General features: G+C 58.5%; 17 protein-coding genes and 1 pseudogene. 9 read left to right on the top strand and 9 right to left on the bottom strand.

The features are described from left to right. Nucleotides 1-409: 409 nt before the first annotated feature. The 4 genes from PSH88_RS16660 (at nucleotide 410) to PSH88_RS16645 (ending at nucleotide 2,053) form a co-directional block, all read left to right on the top strand. Nucleotides 410-880 carry a DUF1289 domain-containing protein gene (locus tag PSH88_RS16660; RefSeq protein WP_305421585.1) on the top strand — a complete coding sequence of 157 codons (471 nt, stop codon included), beginning with the start codon at nucleotides 410-412 and terminating at the stop codon, nucleotides 878-880. A gap of 240 nt (nucleotides 881-1,120) precedes the next feature. Further along, nucleotides 1,121-1,672 (top strand): IS110 family transposase, encoded by a 552-nt coding sequence (locus tag PSH88_RS16655; RefSeq protein ID WP_305483301.1) that lies wholly within the window; start codon nucleotides 1,121-1,123, stop codon nucleotides 1,670-1,672. Between the two features lie 58 nt (nucleotides 1,673-1,730). Further along, complete coding sequence (locus PSH88_RS16650; protein ID WP_305483571.1) at nucleotides 1,731-1,844, top strand: hypothetical protein; 114 nt, start codon at nucleotides 1,731-1,733, stop codon at nucleotides 1,842-1,844. Between the two features lie 29 nt (nucleotides 1,845-1,873). Further along, nucleotides 1,874-2,053: a hypothetical protein gene (locus PSH88_RS16645; RefSeq protein ID WP_431312684.1), complete on the top strand. Its 180-nt coding sequence runs from the start codon at nucleotides 1,874-1,876 to the stop codon at nucleotides 2,051-2,053. Between the two features lie 171 nt (nucleotides 2,054-2,224). On the opposite strand, the gene PSH88_RS16640 is transcribed toward PSH88_RS16645, so the two are convergent. Further along, complete coding sequence (locus tag PSH88_RS16640) at nucleotides 2,225-3,088, bottom strand: universal stress protein (protein ID WP_305421583.1); 864 nt, start codon at nucleotides 3,086-3,088, stop codon at nucleotides 2,225-2,227. A gap of 159 nt (nucleotides 3,089-3,247) precedes the next feature. Between PSH88_RS16640 and PSH88_RS16635 the strand changes: the two genes are divergently transcribed. From PSH88_RS16635 to PSH88_RS16620, 4 genes are all read left to right on the top strand, one after another. Further along, nucleotides 3,248-3,856 (top strand): MiaE family protein, encoded by a 609-nt coding sequence (locus PSH88_RS16635; RefSeq protein WP_007906324.1) that lies wholly within the window; start codon nucleotides 3,248-3,250, stop codon nucleotides 3,854-3,856. 247 nt (nucleotides 3,857-4,103) lie between these two features. Continuing rightward, the gene (locus tag PSH88_RS16630) at nucleotides 4,104-4,811 is read left to right on the top strand and encodes a winged helix-turn-helix domain-containing protein (protein ID WP_305427009.1); all 708 of its coding nucleotides are present in this window, start codon (nucleotides 4,104-4,106) and stop codon (nucleotides 4,809-4,811) included. Next, nucleotides 4,812-6,098, top strand: coding sequence for an ATP-binding protein (locus PSH88_RS16625; RefSeq protein ID WP_305421582.1), 1,287 nt, complete (start codon nucleotides 4,812-4,814; stop codon nucleotides 6,096-6,098). A 309-nt stretch (nucleotides 6,099-6,407) separates the two neighbouring features. Further along, a complete protein-coding gene (locus tag PSH88_RS16620) occupies nucleotides 6,408-7,403 on the top strand; it encodes an IS110 family RNA-guided transposase (protein WP_305424530.1) in 996 nt (331 codons plus the stop codon). A gap of 89 nt (nucleotides 7,404-7,492) precedes the next feature. Here PSH88_RS16620 and PSH88_RS16615 read toward each other — a convergent pair. From PSH88_RS16615 to PSH88_RS16595, 5 genes and pseudogenes are all read right to left on the bottom strand, one after another. Continuing rightward, nucleotides 7,493-7,663: pseudogene (locus tag PSH88_RS16615) on the bottom strand (MipA/OmpV family protein); the annotation flags it as partial. Nucleotides 7,664-7,764: 101 nt separating this feature from the next. Then, on the bottom strand, nucleotides 7,765-8,253 hold the full coding sequence (locus PSH88_RS16610) for a GFA family protein (protein ID WP_305421581.1): 489 nt from the start codon (nucleotides 8,251-8,253) through the stop codon (nucleotides 7,765-7,767). A 196-nt stretch (nucleotides 8,254-8,449) separates the two neighbouring features. Beyond that, the gene (locus PSH88_RS16605) at nucleotides 8,450-9,067 is read right to left on the bottom strand and encodes a DNA-3-methyladenine glycosylase family protein (RefSeq protein ID WP_305421580.1); all 618 of its coding nucleotides are present in this window, start codon (nucleotides 9,065-9,067) and stop codon (nucleotides 8,450-8,452) included. 74 nt (nucleotides 9,068-9,141) lie between these two features. Continuing rightward, a complete protein-coding gene (locus PSH88_RS16600) occupies nucleotides 9,142-9,954 on the bottom strand; it encodes an isocitrate lyase/PEP mutase family protein (RefSeq protein WP_305421579.1) in 813 nt (270 codons plus the stop codon). A 45-nt stretch (nucleotides 9,955-9,999) separates the two neighbouring features. Beyond that, nucleotides 10,000-11,082 (bottom strand): bifunctional transcriptional activator/DNA repair enzyme AdaA, encoded by a 1,083-nt coding sequence (locus tag PSH88_RS16595; RefSeq protein ID WP_305421578.1) that lies wholly within the window; start codon nucleotides 11,080-11,082, stop codon nucleotides 10,000-10,002. 126 nt (nucleotides 11,083-11,208) lie between these two features. Here PSH88_RS16595 and PSH88_RS16590 point away from each other — a divergent pair, with 126 nt between their 5' ends. Continuing rightward, complete coding sequence (locus PSH88_RS16590) at nucleotides 11,209-11,622, top strand: VOC family protein (RefSeq protein ID WP_305421577.1); 414 nt, start codon at nucleotides 11,209-11,211, stop codon at nucleotides 11,620-11,622. A 3-nt stretch (nucleotides 11,623-11,625) separates the two neighbouring features. On the opposite strand, the gene PSH88_RS16585 is transcribed toward PSH88_RS16590, so the two are convergent. The 3 genes from PSH88_RS16585 to PSH88_RS16575 form a co-directional block, all read right to left on the bottom strand. Next, entirely contained in the window at nucleotides 11,626-12,246 is a 621-nt protein-coding gene (locus PSH88_RS16585) for a LysE family translocator (protein WP_305421576.1), read from the bottom strand. A 260-nt stretch (nucleotides 12,247-12,506) separates the two neighbouring features. Further along, the gene (locus PSH88_RS16580) at nucleotides 12,507-12,797 is read right to left on the bottom strand and encodes a hypothetical protein (RefSeq protein ID WP_305421575.1); all 291 of its coding nucleotides are present in this window, start codon (nucleotides 12,795-12,797) and stop codon (nucleotides 12,507-12,509) included. A 297-nt stretch (nucleotides 12,798-13,094) separates the two neighbouring features. Then, on the bottom strand, nucleotides 13,095-14,000 hold the full coding sequence (locus PSH88_RS16575; RefSeq protein ID WP_305421574.1) for an amino acid ABC transporter substrate-binding protein: 906 nt from the start codon (nucleotides 13,998-14,000) through the stop codon (nucleotides 13,095-13,097). Nucleotides 14,001-14,010: the final 10 nt, after the last annotated feature.

Here is a 14,010-nt window from a genome sequence, read left to right as displayed (position 1 = left end):
AGTTATTACCCTCATCAGTGGTCCCAAATGGGTGTCCGGGACGCTCATCCCGAAATTGCCGTACTAATGCGCTGCGTGGCGTTGTGGGCCGCTTAGCCAGAATTACCGGCAATTCCTTACAGAAGCTGCTTTCAAAGTTTTACGCCTGCAGAACGGGGAGCTGATGAGGGTTGGCGTTGGGCTTTTCCCCGCTGGAAAAACCCTTCGCCAACACCGCTCTGAAGGAACGACTGTGCTCGTGACGCTTTGAAAACAGCTTCTTAACGGACATTGGCGCCTTAAAAGGCTGGCTGATTCTACGGCAAAAAAAAATTAAAGGTAAGTTAGGCCCTGAATTTTGAGGGGTGATGAATGCTAGACAAAGGGCTAACATGCTGACCTGTTCTGCTTTCCCGTGTTTTGCCTACCTATGCCCAATCAGACCATCAAGACCCCCTGCGTCGGCCTCTGCTCCACTGTTTACGGTGATCTGGTGTGCCGTGGCTGCAAGCGTTTCCACCACGAAGTGATCAACTGGAATGGTTACAACGAGGAAGAAAAACGCGCGGTGTGGCTGCGGCTTGAGCAGCTGTTGTCGCAGGTGATGGCCGCCAAGGTAGAAATTTTCGATCCTGCACTGCTGAGAATGCAGCTGGAGCAGCGCAAGATCCGTTTTGTGCCGCATCAGTCGGAATATTGCTGGGCGTACCAGTTGATCGCCCGGGGCGCGCGGGTCATCAATAATCTGGAAGCCTACGGGATGGTGTTGCTGCCGGAGTTCCGCGACTGGAACCTGCCGGAGTTGCGCGATGCCATTGATCGGGAATTTTTTCTGCTCTCTGAGGCGCATTACCAGCGCTACATTGCGCCGGGGTTTCTCAAGGATGCGTTCGGCGGGTAACCCTTAAAAGCATCGCGGGCAAGCCCGCTTGTGTCTTGCGCAGGACTTAGACTGAAGATGAGAGCGGTGAGTGGCAAGCTGAACGCCCGGAGTGCTAGCAGCACGTGTGGGAGCCCATGCTGCCATTCACCTCTCCACTCTGGTTATTGAGCCCGAACAGTTGAACGAGCCGACCTCGAACATTACAAGCGTGGAGCCCAACCAGAGCGCTCTCATTTATGAGTGTAAGAGGGTTTAGCCATGTTTTCCTGCGCAGGCATTGATGTTTCCAAAGACAGTCTGGAAGTCTGGATTAATTCGCAAGGCATTGGTGCGAGTTTTCCGAACAGCGCCAGTGGTTTCCCGGTGCTGATTGATTGGTTAAAAGGCTTCGAAGTCACCCGCGTGTTACTGGAAGCCACCGGTGGCTACGAGCGGGGGCCCATGAAGGTGCTTCAAAGGGGCGGCTTTGACGTCTTACGAATCAATCCTCGTCGGGCGAAAGATTTTGCCAAGGCAATGGGTTATCGCGCTAAAACAGACGCGATAGATGCGCGGCTTCTCGCCGAATTTGCAACGATTATAAAGGACGCCGATAGCCGTATCACCAGCGCCGAACAGGACAATTTGCGTGCGCTGGTACAGCAACGCGAAAACTTTGTTCAGCAGCAAAGTGACGACAGGCGGCGTATCAAAACGGCTTCTGTCGACTCGATAAAAACCCTTGTTGCAAAGCCATATCGACTATTTAGATCAGGCAATAAAGTCGATAGAACAGCTGATCTGCCAAAGCGCCAAAGACCTGGACAGTGAAAAAATTGCCCGCTTGCGCTCGGTTAAGGGACTAGGGCTCGTGACCGCAGCCAGCATCATGGCCTACCTGCCTGAGCTGGGAGAGGTTGGACGGCACGAGATCGCAGCACTGGCAGGGATCGCCCCTTACAACGACACGACAGCGGCAACCACGAAGGGCCTCGTCATATAAGCGGTGGCCGATTTGCCGTGCGACGTGCGATGTACATGGCCAGTTGGGCTGTGATTTTGCGACAACCCGAGTTCAAAGCCCGATATGACGCGCTTCGCCTGAGAGGTAAATGCGCGAAAGTGGCGCTGATCGCCTGCATGCGGGTGTTGTTGATAAGGCTGAACGCGATGATCCGTGACCAAACTGAGTGGAGAGAGCAGGCAGCCTAAACAGACTGCTTGCTCATTTGGGAAATCACATGGTTTGAGACTGTGGAAGTTCGGCTGCCCTTTGATCAAACTTCAAAATAAAAGACATCAAGACAGTTGCTCCCACAGGTACTTCATCGACCTGTGGGAGCGGGCTTGCCCGCGATGGCGATCTACTTGACGCCGAAAATCTCAATGCCGGGTCACGATCTCTTCCAGATGATCCATGACCGTATCCGGCTTGAGCACCAGCACATCGCTCTCCAGCGCATCGAGCACCACTTCCGCCGTATTACCGATCAACGCCCCGGACAACCCAGTCCGCGCCACCGTGCCGATCACCGTCACGGAGGCCCCCAGCTTATGGGCCATGAACGGAATCAACACATCCGCCGGACCTTCCTCGATGTGCAGGTGGTCGTCGTCGATGTCGAACTCGGCCTGGAACGCCTTGCACTGCTCGCGGTAACGGGCCTCGATGGTTTCCTTGAGCTGAAACGTCGGATCGGCCGCCGACAGCATCGGCGACGGATGGGCGCTGATCACGTGCAGATGGGCCTTGGCCAAGCTGGCAATGTCGTAGCCATGATCGATGATGCTGGCATGCAAGGTGCGGTGTTCGCCGTCCATATTGCCGACATCGATGGCCGCCAGGATCACCCCGCCGGCCCAGGGTTTGGCGGTTTTCACCAGCAGCACCGGGGTCGGGCAGTAGCGCAGCAGTTTCCAGTCCGCCGGGGTCAGCAGGGCCTTTTTCAGTGGGCTGTCAGGGAAATGCTGCTTGACCACCAGCCCGCAACCTTCGGCCTGCTGCACGTCGATAATGGTGTCGTGCAGGCTTTCGTTCCAGGCTTGCTCGGTGGTGACGTTGTAACCGTCCGCCAGCAGGGCCGCCTTGAGCACGCTGAGCATCGCGCTGTGGTCGTGCTTTTTATCGCAGACCAGCAGGTGCAGATGAGCCTGGGTCACGCCAGCGATCAGTTTGGCCCGTTTGAGCGCCAGGCTCTCCGAGTGTTCGGGTTCGATGACCACCAGAATGCTGCGGATGGCTTGCATGATCGGGATCTCCAGGAAGGTAAAAACACTGCGTTGCACAACTATAGTTGCTGGTCGGGCATTCGCGACTTGATGCATATCAACGGTCGCGGCTGGTGGTCTGTCGGCAGGCCGGTATAATCGGCGCCCTTCGTTCTGTACCTTTTATCCGTGAGCCCCATGATCCTTCCCGAAATTCACGAGTTCCTTGGCTGCCGCACGCCCGATGGCTGGGTCCAGGCCGCGTTGGCCGATCAGGAAACGCTGCTGATCGACCACAAAAACTGCGAATTCAAGGCGGCCAGCACGGCGTTGAGCCTGATTGCCAAATATCACTCCCACGTCGATCTGATCAACCTGATGTCGCGTCTGGCCCGGGAAGAACTGGTGCACCACGAACAGGTCATGCGCCTGATGAAAAAGCGCAAGATCGAGCTGCGTCAGCTGTCCGCCGGGCGCTATGCCTCGGGGCTGCGCAAAGTGGTGCGCAGCCACGAACCGGTGAAGCTGGTGGACACCCTGGTGGTCGGCGCCTTCATCGAAGCCCGCAGCTGCGAGCGTTTCGAGGCGTTGGTGCCGCATCTGGATGAAGAGCTGGGCAAGTTCTACTTCGGCCTGCTGAAGAGCGAGGCCCGGCATTTCCAGGGTTACCTGAAACTGGCCTATCAGTACGGCGACGCCAAGGACATTGCCCAGGTGATCGACAAGGTGCGTGACGCCGAGCAGGCGTTGATCGAGTCGCCGGATGTGGAGTTCCGCTTTCACAGTGGTGTCCCAGCCGCCGCATAACCTTGTAGGGGCGAGGCTTGCCCGCGAAGGCGATCTCAAGAAGGCTTTCGCCGGCAAGTCGTGCTCCTGAAAATGCCATCCGCACGTTGCAATCTTCTGCGTCTGAATTGTTAAAAACTCTTAAGAGTATGAAACATCGCCTAAAACCGGCCCCCGTGGCCGGTTTTTGCTGCCCGTCATCACCGTCCCGTCACCGATTGGCGCCATAATGCCGGCCACTTCACTCAAGGGTTGGCAAACGGTCGTTATGGATAACCTGGGTTTTGGCAAAGTGCTGCTGGTGGAAGATGACGAAAAGCTTGCCGGGCTGATCGCGCATTTCCTGTCCCAACACGGCTTCGAGGTCCGGCAGGTGCATCGCGGTGATCTGGCGTTGGCCGCTTTCCTCGACTTCAAACCGAAAATCGTGGTGCTCGACCTGATGCTGCCGGGCCAGAGCGGCCTGCACGTGTGCCGCGAAATTCGCAGCGTCTCTGACACGCCGATCGTCATCCTCACCGCCAAGGAAGACGATCTCGATCACATCCTCGGCCTGGAATCCGGCGCCGACGACTACGTGATCAAACCGATAAAACCACCGGTACTGCTGGCCCGTTTGCGCGCTTTGCAACGCCGTCAGATGCCAGACAGCAGCGTGTGCAGTTCGCTGGAATTCGGCCATCTGAGCATCGATCGCAGCTGCCGCGAAGTGCGCCTGGCGGGCGAGGGCATCGAGCTCACCACCATGGAATTCGAACTGCTGTGGTTGCTGGCCAGCGCCGCCGGCAAGACTCTGTCCCGCGACGATATCCTCAACCGCATGCGCGGTATTGCCTTCGACGGCCTCAATCGCAGCGTCGACGTCTACATCAGCAAATTGCGCGGCAAGCTCAAGGACAACCCACGCGAGCCGGTGTGCATCAAGACCGTGTGGGGCAAGGGTTATCTGTTCAATCCATTTGGGTGGGAGCTGTAAATGCTGCGGTTATTTCTCGGGCTGTTTCTGGTAATGACGGTTGGCTTGATACTGGCGCTGCAAACCGTCGAGCGTACGTTCGATGCGCTGCTCGACGGTCAGATGCAGAGCTACAACCAAGAGGCGGTGCGTGGTCAGGCGTGGTCGCTGACTGAGCAGTTGCGCGGCCTGGACGGTTCGGCCCGGGAGCGCCAACTGGAAGCCGTGCGCCCCCACTACGGCTTGGGCCTGACGCTGGTCGAGAGCGATCAACTGGCCCTGACCGATCAGGAAAAAGCCGAGTTGGCCCAGGGGCTGCTGGTCATTCGCGACCAGTACACGCAGTTCATCTCGCGCATTGACGACGGCCCGCAACTGCTCAGCATCAGTCTGCCGGCCGAGCCGAGCCTGATGCCGTTCTACATTGCCGCGGCCTATTTGATGATCGCGGTGATGATCGGTTTCGTGTTGTTTTTCTGGGTGCGCCCGCACTGGCGCGATCTGGAGACACTGCGCCTGGCCGCCGAACGCTTTGGCGACAACGACCTGTCGGCGCGCATCCAGCTGTCCAAACGCTCGAACATTCGTGACCTGGCTGAACACTTCAACCTGATGGCCGCGCGCATCGAGGGGCTTATCGCCAATCAGCGCGAGCTGACCAACGCGGTGTCCCACGAATTGCGCACGCCGATTGCACGGTTGTCGTTCGAACTCGATCAACTCAAGCAACAACCCGATCCGACCCAGAACCGCAAGTTGATTGCCGACATGTACGCCGACCTCGGCGAGCTGGAAGAAATGGTTTCCGAGCTGCTGACGTACGCCAGCCTTGAGCGTGGCGCTACGGTAATTTCGCGGGAGAACATTCAGGCCAGCCATTGGCTCGACAGTGTGGTGGGTAGCGTGGCGCTGGAGGCCGAAGCCGCCGGGGTGCAATTGCTGATTGTCGAGTGTCAGGTCGATGAGGTTCGCATCGAACCGCGCTTCATGGCACGGGCTGTGATCAATTTGCTGCGCAATGCCATTCGCTATGCCGACGAACGGGTGGAAGTATCGTTAGTGCGCACCGGCGATCATTACGAAGTGCGGGTCAACGACGACGGGCCGGGCGTGCCGCTGGACGGGCGGGAGAAAATCTTCGAACCGTTCTCGCGCCTGGACGCCAGTCGCGACCGCCGCACCGGTGGTTTCGGCTTGGGCCTGGCGTTGGTGCGACGGGTGTCGCAATCCCATGGCGGGCAAGTGGAAGTGGCGGACTCTCCGTGGGGCGGGGCGTCGTTTCGCATGACTTGGGCGCATGTCGATTAGCTGTGGTGTTCTTACGGACGCCTTCGCGGGCAAGCCTCGCTCCTTGTATGTTGGCCGAACACCCGGCGAGAGCAGCTAAGCTCCTCGGTGTTGTCTCAAAGATGTGTTTCTGGGGGAGGCCGATCGCTCCTGAAGGCAGGATTTGCTCCTGACCTTGTCTGTAGAGAGGCCCCCCCGCCTCATTGCCCACCACGAAGAGTATCGAGAAGCCGACAAGTCGGACTTCGCATTACAAGGTTGCAGTGGCATGAAGTTCGAGGTCGGGGGAACCAGGAGCCATCTTCACCCAGTTTCCTTGGAGTGGAAAGCATGAGTGTACACGTCGGATTGGATGTTGGTTCTCGCACCACAGCAATGGGATGGCGTGACAAAGGCCGTGCAGCTGGCTCGTGGGATATCGCTCAAACGCCCAAGGGGCGCAAGGCTGCCGTGAAAAAGCTGATAGCACTCAAACCGCTTTCTGTGGTCATGGAAGCCACCGGGATTTATTACCTGGATCTGGCCCTGGAGTTAAGCACTGCAGGCTTGCCGGTTTCTGTGATCAACCCGAAAAGCTCCCGCAATTTTGCAAGACTGATGCTTCAACACAGTAAAACGGACGCCATCGACGCCCAGTTGCTAGCGGAGTACGGCGAACGCATGACGCCTCGCTTGTGGACTCCTCCAAGCCCCGCCCAGCTTGAGTTGCGTGCCATTGGCCGGCATATCAACCGTCTGACCTGCCACTGCACCCGAGCGAAGAATGAGCTGCATGCCCTTCAAGCGACCGAAACAACTTCAGCGATGCTGATTGAGGATGAGGAAGAAGCTATTGCGATGTTCGGCAGGCGCATCGAACGGTTTAGGCGAGCCGGGCGAGACATCATCGCTAGCTGTCCAATTTTGCAGGAGCAGTTTGATCACATGGTGGCTGCACCCGGAATGGGTGAGGTCTCGACATTTGCAGTGCTGGCTGAACTGACGACCCTGCCAGTGACACTCAAATCCCCGCAGATCAGTCGTTATGCAGGGCTGGACGTGCGACTGACCCAGTCTGGAACGAGCATCGACAAACCCGGGCGCCTGAGCAAGGGTGGCAACGCCTACCTGCGCTCGGCGATGTTCATGCCTGCCATGTCAGCGATCCGTTGCGATCCTTATGTGAAGGCTTTTTACGACGTGCTAGTCGGTCGTGGAAAACGAAAAATGCAGGCCATCTGCGCGGTTATGCGCAAATACCTGACAGGCTTGTGGGCCTGCATACGTGCTGGAGAGGATTTCGATACGGCCAAGCTTTTCAGCGAAAAACATCTGCTAAAAGCTTGACCGTGAACAGAGTATCTACAGGATTGTTGATCGTTCCTACGGTGAGAACGATCCTGGATCTCAAAAGGTATAAACCACCTGCCCAGCCAAATGATCTTTGCCCCCAACAACGGCGCGACTACGCGTTCATCACTGCCGCTATAACGCGGCACGCTGGCGGCACCGGCTCGCAGGCTGTAGCGCCAGTCTTCGGCGTGCAATGAGTCGGAAGAGATGAGCAGGCAGCATGAAGTCAACGGCAGACACAACGAACGAAACATGGGAGCACCCGAAGGGAGGTTGGATGCGCCCATGCTAGGCAGGTGCGGGCCGGCAATCTTTGACAGCTTTGTCGGGAAACTGTCAAAGACTGTGAACGGCCTTAGCGGCTCAAACCCAGGCGCTCATGCCATTGGGCGATGGACTCTTCGGGCCAGACATCGCACTGTCGATCAGCGGGCTGCGTCTGGACTTCCACCCATGATGCTTTCGAACCGAGCATCACGTGCGTGTACTCGGGTGGCACCGGCAGCGCCGTGTCGATGACCGAGGCGAATGGGTGAACAAGGTCCGGCCATTCAGGACTGAACACCCATAATCCCGAGCCGCAAACGGAACAGAAATGCCGCTCGGCGGTGCTGCGACGGGCGCGTTTGTCGCCTTCTTCCTTGAGCCGCGCATGGTAAATCGAGATGTGCTTGCGACCGTGCACCTTGAGGCTGGCGGCATCGCCAGCGATGTTGATCGCATAACCGCCACCACCCTGGGTTTTACGACAGATCGAGCAATAGCAGCGTTGATAAGGGTAGGGGTGGGCGCTGGTCAGGCTGAACGACACTGCGCCGCAATGGCAGGAGCCTTCGAGCTGCATGGGAACCTCCGTTGGGTCTTGGGATGGCTCAAGACAGCCTAGACTGTCAGTGTTCCTGGGCAGTGGAATTTAGGGTGGCTGTTCGGGCGCCTTCGCGGGCAAGCCCGCTCCCACATGGTCTTCAGTGTTCACAAATAATGTGTTCACAGAATATCCCTGTGGGAGCGGGCTTGCCCGCGATGAACGATAACGCGGTCTACCGGCTGGGCACCCGCCACAAATACCACGCTGCCACCGTCCGATAAGGGCGCCACGCCAGCCCGATTTCAATCATCTGCTTACGAGTCGGCTGTACCTCCAACCCCTTCAGCCGCCGATATCCCTCGCGCACCCCAAAGTCATCAGCCGGCAAAATGTCTGGCCGCTCCAGGCTGTAAATCAACAGCATTTCAACCGTCCAGCGGCCAACGCCACGCAAGGTAATCAACCGCTCGATCAACGCTTCATCGTCCATGGCCAGCGCTGTGGCGTAATCCGGCACCACGCCGTCCAGAGCTGCCTGAGCGATGCCCTGAATGGTCGCGATCTTGCTGGCGGAAAACCCGCAACCGCGCATCTGTTCGAAGTCTGTCGCCAGAATCTGCTCCGGCCTGGGGAAGGTGCTCGCCGGAAACAACGCCAGCATCCGGCCGACAATCGCATCGCCGGCTTTTGCATGCAATTGTTGATAGGCAATCGCTCGCACCAGCGATTCGTAAGGATCGCGAGCCGCATGGGGCTGATGCAGGCAGGGGCCGATGAGGCTGATGTGGCGTTGCCAGTCGGCATCGAGGGCCGAGAGAAATTCACTGGCCAGTTGATAGGTGTCGGGCATGGAGCATCCTGAAGCGCGGGTGACTGCGGGAAGATTAGTCGTCACCCCGCAGCGCCGCACTCCATTGCTTGCGGTCAAACTTTGCCGGTGGGGGCCAGCAGGGCGTTCACTTGGCCATAAGTGAAGGCCTTGAGGTCGCTGCTATCGAGTTTTCCGGTTTGCAGAAAGCTTTTCGCCACCGATGCCATGGCACCGTAGAGGAATTCGGCGATGCTCGACCCGGCGCTCAAACGGCGCACGCCGAGGGCTTGCAGTTCTTCAGGCGAAGGCAGGCCCGCGAAACCCAGCACGTTCACCGGCAGTGTCGTGCCACGGCACAGCGCTTCGATCTCATACGCCGCCGTGACGCCCGCCGCGAACAGCCCGTCGGCACCGGCGGCCTGATACAACGCGGCGCGCTTGAGGGTCTCTGCCACGCGATCTTCGGCCGGCACCAAACCCCTGAGATACACGTCGGTGCGAGCGTTGATAAATAGCTTTACGTCCCGACGATCGGCGACCTGGCGAGCGATTTCGATCTTGCGGGCCAGCAGCTCGGGCGGCGACGCACCGTCCTCGATATTGATCCCCACAGCACCGGCGGCGATGACGGCGTCGATCACGTCCGCAACCCGCCCCAGGTCATCGGAATAACCGGCCTCGATGTCCACGGTCAACGGCACCGTAATGACCCGGGCGATGGACTCGACGGTGGAAACCAGACGTTCAAGCGGCAAGGTATTGCCATCCGGGTAACCGTGAACCCAAGCCACTGCCGCGCTGCTGGTGGCGATAGCCTTGCTGCCCAGCTGTTCCACCAGTCGCGCCCCGGTGGCATCGGCAACGTTGGTCAGAATCAGCAGGCCGCTCTGGTGCAGTTGGTGGAATTGGTTGTCGAGTGTGTCCATCGAATGTCCTTCCTTATGACTTTTTTTGAATAAAAGGCGCAGTGATCAGAATGCGAGTTGTTCGGTGATTTGCACCGCGGCCCTTTCCAGCCTGAGCAGAAACGCCTTGCGCGGTTGTCCTCCACCATAGCCGGTCAACGAGCCGTCTGCACCGATCACCCGGTGACAGGGCAGGATAATCGCCAGGCGGTTTTGTCCGTTGGCCAGGCCCACGGCGCGACTGGCGCCGGGCTTGCCCAGTTGCGCGGCGATCGCGCCATAAGTAGTGGTCTGGCCGTAGGGGATTTTCATCAGTTCGGCCCATACCTGCCGGGCGAAAGCGCTGCCGGGCAGGTGCAGCGGTACGTTGAATTCGGTTCGTTTACCAGCGAAGTATTGCGCCAGTTCTTCTTCGATCTGCTGCAAATGCCCGTTGTGACCTGGGGCCACGGCGTAGCCATAACGGTTTTGCAGTTCTTCGATTTCCTTGGTCAGTGCCGGTCGATCGAGAAACTCCAGCAGCACCAGCCCACGTTGTTCGGCCATGGCGATCATCGGCCCCAGCGGTGTGGTCAGTCGAGTGAACAGCAGTGGCTCGCTGTGGACGGCGCGGCCGGGCGTGATATGGAACGACTTTTGAAACGTATCGCGAAAGCCGCTCAGGGATTCGTAGCCGGAGTCGAACGCAGCGTTGTCGATGGATTCACCCTGTTTGATGCCGCCGAGGGCGATGCCCAGGCGCCGGCTGCGCAGCCAGGCGTGGAAGGTCATGCCGAAATGCTGCTTGAACCAGCGGCGCAGTTTCAGCGGCTCGATGCCCTCGGCGAGCAACTGGGCATCGGTCCAGCGCAGGTCGGGATCGGCGTCCACGGATTTGAGCAGCCGCTGCACCCCGTCCGGCGCGATGGCCGCGGCGTCCAGCGGCTTGCAACGCAGGCAGGCCCGATAGCCCGCCGACATCGCCTCGTCGGCATGGGCGAAGAACTCGACGTTTTCCGGCTTCGGTTTGCGCGCCGTGCAGCCGGGGCGGCAGAAAATGCCAGTGGTTTTGACCGCGGTAAAGAACACCCCCTCGTAGGCGGTGTCGCGTTCGAGCATGGCGCGAACCATCTCGGCGTGGGGCGGGAGCACAGCGTTTTGTAGGTTCATGGGCTGAGCATATGCCGCGTCGCTCGGTGCCTCCACCGGAAAATCGACAGTGAATTTTTGCGGCCCTGAGCTACAGTCATCGGGTCACCGATAATTCTGTAAACGATATTTTCAGGAATCATCCTAATGCGACCGTTTACGATCAAACACATCGATCACATCGTTCTGCGCGTCAAGGATCTCGAACGAAGCACCCTTTTTTACGGCGAGGTATTCGGCGCCGAACTGATCAAGCGCCGCGACGATCTGGGCATGGTGCATTTGCGTGCGGGCACCTCGATGATTGACCTCGTCGACATCCAGGGCGAACTCGGTCGCAAGGGCGGCGCTGGCGCTGGCCACGAGCGGCGCAACGTCGATCACTTCTGCCTGCGCATTGAACCGTTCGACGAGCAAGCGCTGGTCCGTCACTTGCAGTCCTTCGACCTGAAACCCGAGAAAGCCGCCGTGCGTTTCGGCGCCGAAGGCCACGGATTGTCGATCTATTGCTTCGATCCGGACGGCAACCAGGTCGAACTGAAAGGGCCGTCTCAAGGGTAAGGATCAGGTTCGTTTCGCCATCAACAGCACCGAAGCCGCTGCCGACAACAATCCCGCGCAGCAACGGTTGAATATCCGCTTGCCCCGTGGTTCGGCGAACCAGCGGCGCATGTGCAGGCCCATGTAGGCGTAGGCGCTGATGGCGATCCACTCCAGCAGCAGGAACAACGTGCCGAGCACGACGAATTGCGCGGCTACCGGCTGGGTCGGGTCGACGAACTGCGGCAGGAATGCGGTGAACAGCAAGATTGCCTTGGGATTACCCGCCGCCACCAGGAATTCCTGCCGCGCCAGAGCCAGGATCCCCATCGACTTGCCGGTGATGTGCTGTTCGGCCTCGGGATTGGCGCGCCACAGTTGCCAGGCCAGATACAACAGGTAAGCGGCGCCAATGATCTTGATCGCATAGAACAGCCATTTCGAGGTTTGCAGCACCACCGACAACCCGGCGGCGGCCAGGGCGATCATCCCGGCAAACGCCAGCAAGCGACCGACACCCGCCACACAGGTGCGACGATAGCCATAACGGGTGGCGTTGCTGACCGACAGTAGATTGTTCGGACCGGGGGCCATGTTCAGGGCGAAGCAGGCCGGGAGAAACAGGGTGAGGGTGGCGAGGTCCATGTCGACGGCTCCAGTAACGAGAGCCGTATTTTTATCATGAGTGACGAGTGGGCCGGCCCATACAGCGGTGAGCGCAAATCGCCGTACACTTATGCCTGCTTGGTTAAGGCAAATGCCAGTGGGTTAGCGCAATCCATGTGGGAGCGGGCTCACTCAGCAGAGAAAAAAACAGGGGACAACAGGGGACAGACCACGATTGGCCGGCATTCGCCTTAAATCACGGTCTGTCCCTTCTACGTAAGATCAACTGGAAAGGCGCGCTATTTGATCTGCACAATCACCGGACCTTCCGTCACGATCGGCGGATTCGCGTGGATATTCGAGGCATTTTTCTGAATCCAGTCGCGCGCGACTTTCAAGCTCGCATCGCTGCCGGCCTTGTCCGCGCAAACAGTCACCGCCGTACCGCCATCACCGGTATTCAGCAGTGTGTAGCTTACCAGGCCAGGTACTGTCCGCAGGGTAGCTTCGACGTCGGCCTTGCGCTGTTCCAAAAGATCGAACAGCTGCTTTGCTCCAGCACCCAAGTAGGTTCTTATAACCGCATACATGGTCGTCTCCTTTGGGAGTTACCGTCTTGATGCCAATCCAGATCCGTTGATGGTCGCTATCACTCAGGTTTCAGTTCATCCCGCTTTATTCAGCTTAGCCAAACGCTCGGAGGCGAGCCAAATGCAACGACCATCGGCCACTTTTGGCCGAAAGCGAACTTGCGTTCGCGCGTTTGACGAATGAGGAACGCCGCGTCCAAACGGCCAGGTTCCACACCTTAACTGACTGGCATTGCCTGGCCGCTTTTTAACAGACGAAGCGACTTACTTATCCGACCCCGATTGTTGGCTACGGCTCTAAGGTGCCGCATAGACCTTGAACAGCTTTTTGTCCGTTTCGCTGACGCCTCCCAGATAGTTGTCGTATGCCTGTCCGATCTCGCCCGATCGGTACATTTCACTCAGCGTGGTGTCGACCAGCAAACGGAAGTTTTCATCGTCTCGATCCACTGCCATTGCAGTCGGAGCGTAGTCAAAAATACGATCGAGCAGGACCAGGTTTCCTGCGGAGTAGTCTTTGGCGAGGAGGTTCTTGAGCATCATGCGTTCGGCGAAGAAGGTATCGGCTTTGCCTTCAGCGACCAGTTTGAGGCCAGCGTCAATATTCTCGACCGTGACCAGGGTCGCCACCACACCGAGCAATTGCATCTTCTGACGGATCCAGGTTTCGGTGACTCCGCCAGCAGTGGTGGCATAAGTTTGGCTGGACAGCCCATGGTTGATGGTCGCTCGCCAAGTCGGCCCGGTATGGGCTACTTGTCCGTTAAGTACATTGAGCAACGCTTCTGGTGCTTCCTGGCGCACCACTGCCGACAGGCCGGCCGTGTAGATCGGCACCGAATAGCTCACGGTCTTGCGCCGCTCCAGTGTGGGCAGTGTCGGTGTACAGAGTATGTCGACTTTGCCCGAACTGACGGCACTCATCTCGTCGTTGGCTGCGACGGGCTGGTAACGTATTTGCAAACCGGGCAAACCCAACTCGGTCTTGACCTTGTCAGCGATTTTCAGACAAAGCTCGATGGCATAGCCGCTGGCTTCGCCGCCTGCATGGACGCTAAAAGGTGCGAAGTCTGGCAGATAGCCGAGGGTGAAGGTGTTACTCGCCCGCACACGTTCAAGGGTATTGGCATTAGCCAATACCGGCACCAGCGTGAGCAGGCAGACGAGCAGCAGGTGGGTGGTGTTGGTCTGTTTTATGTTCATATCCTGGTTC

Source organism: Pseudomonas wuhanensis (assembly GCF_030687395.1).
Taxonomy (GTDB): domain Bacteria; phylum Pseudomonadota; class Gammaproteobacteria; order Pseudomonadales; family Pseudomonadaceae; genus Aquipseudomonas; species Aquipseudomonas wuhanensis.
This window is presented reverse-complemented; position numbering and strand designations above follow the sequence as displayed.

Coding starts and splice junctions, on each gene's coding strand:
- PSH88_RS16630 (WP_305427009.1), top strand. CDS start 4,104: ATGGATAACCTGGGTTTTGGCAAAGTGCTGCTGGTGGAAGATGACGAA.
- PSH88_RS16635 (WP_007906324.1), top strand. CDS start 3,248: ATGATCCTTCCCGAAATTCACGAGTTCCTTGGCTGCCGCACGCCCGAT.
- PSH88_RS16575 (WP_305421574.1), bottom strand. CDS start 14,000: ATGAACATAAAACAGACCAACACCACCCACCTGCTGCTCGTCTGCCTG.
- PSH88_RS16580 (WP_305421575.1), bottom strand. CDS start 12,797: ATGTATGCGGTTATAAGAACCTACTTGGGTGCTGGAGCAAAGCAGCTG.
- PSH88_RS16640 (WP_305421583.1), bottom strand. CDS start 3,088: ATGCAAGCCATCCGCAGCATTCTGGTGGTCATCGAACCCGAACACTCG.
- PSH88_RS16620 (WP_305424530.1), top strand. CDS start 6,408: ATGAGTGTACACGTCGGATTGGATGTTGGTTCTCGCACCACAGCAATG.
- PSH88_RS16610 (WP_305421581.1), bottom strand. CDS start 8,253: ATGCAGCTCGAAGGCTCCTGCCATTGCGGCGCAGTGTCGTTCAGCCTG.
- PSH88_RS16625 (WP_305421582.1), top strand. CDS start 4,812: ATGCTGCGGTTATTTCTCGGGCTGTTTCTGGTAATGACGGTTGGCTTG.
- PSH88_RS16650 (WP_305483571.1), top strand. CDS start 1,731: ATGGCCTACCTGCCTGAGCTGGGAGAGGTTGGACGGCACGAGATCGCA.
- PSH88_RS16645 (WP_431312684.1), top strand. CDS start 1,874: ATGTACATGGCCAGTTGGGCTGTGATTTTGCGACAACCCGAGTTCAAA.
- PSH88_RS16590 (WP_305421577.1), top strand. CDS start 11,209: ATGCGACCGTTTACGATCAAACACATCGATCACATCGTTCTGCGCGTC.
- PSH88_RS16585 (WP_305421576.1), bottom strand. CDS start 12,246: ATGGACCTCGCCACCCTCACCCTGTTTCTCCCGGCCTGCTTCGCCCTG.
- PSH88_RS16655 (WP_305483301.1), top strand. CDS start 1,121: ATGTTTTCCTGCGCAGGCATTGATGTTTCCAAAGACAGTCTGGAAGTC.
- PSH88_RS16600 (WP_305421579.1), bottom strand. CDS start 9,954: ATGGACACACTCGACAACCAATTCCACCAACTGCACCAGAGCGGCCTG.
- PSH88_RS16595 (WP_305421578.1), bottom strand. CDS start 11,082: ATGAACCTACAAAACGCTGTGCTCCCGCCCCACGCCGAGATGGTTCGC.
- PSH88_RS16605 (WP_305421580.1), bottom strand. CDS start 9,067: ATGCCCGACACCTATCAACTGGCCAGTGAATTTCTCTCGGCCCTCGAT.
- PSH88_RS16660 (WP_305421585.1), top strand. CDS start 410: ATGCCCAATCAGACCATCAAGACCCCCTGCGTCGGCCTCTGCTCCACT.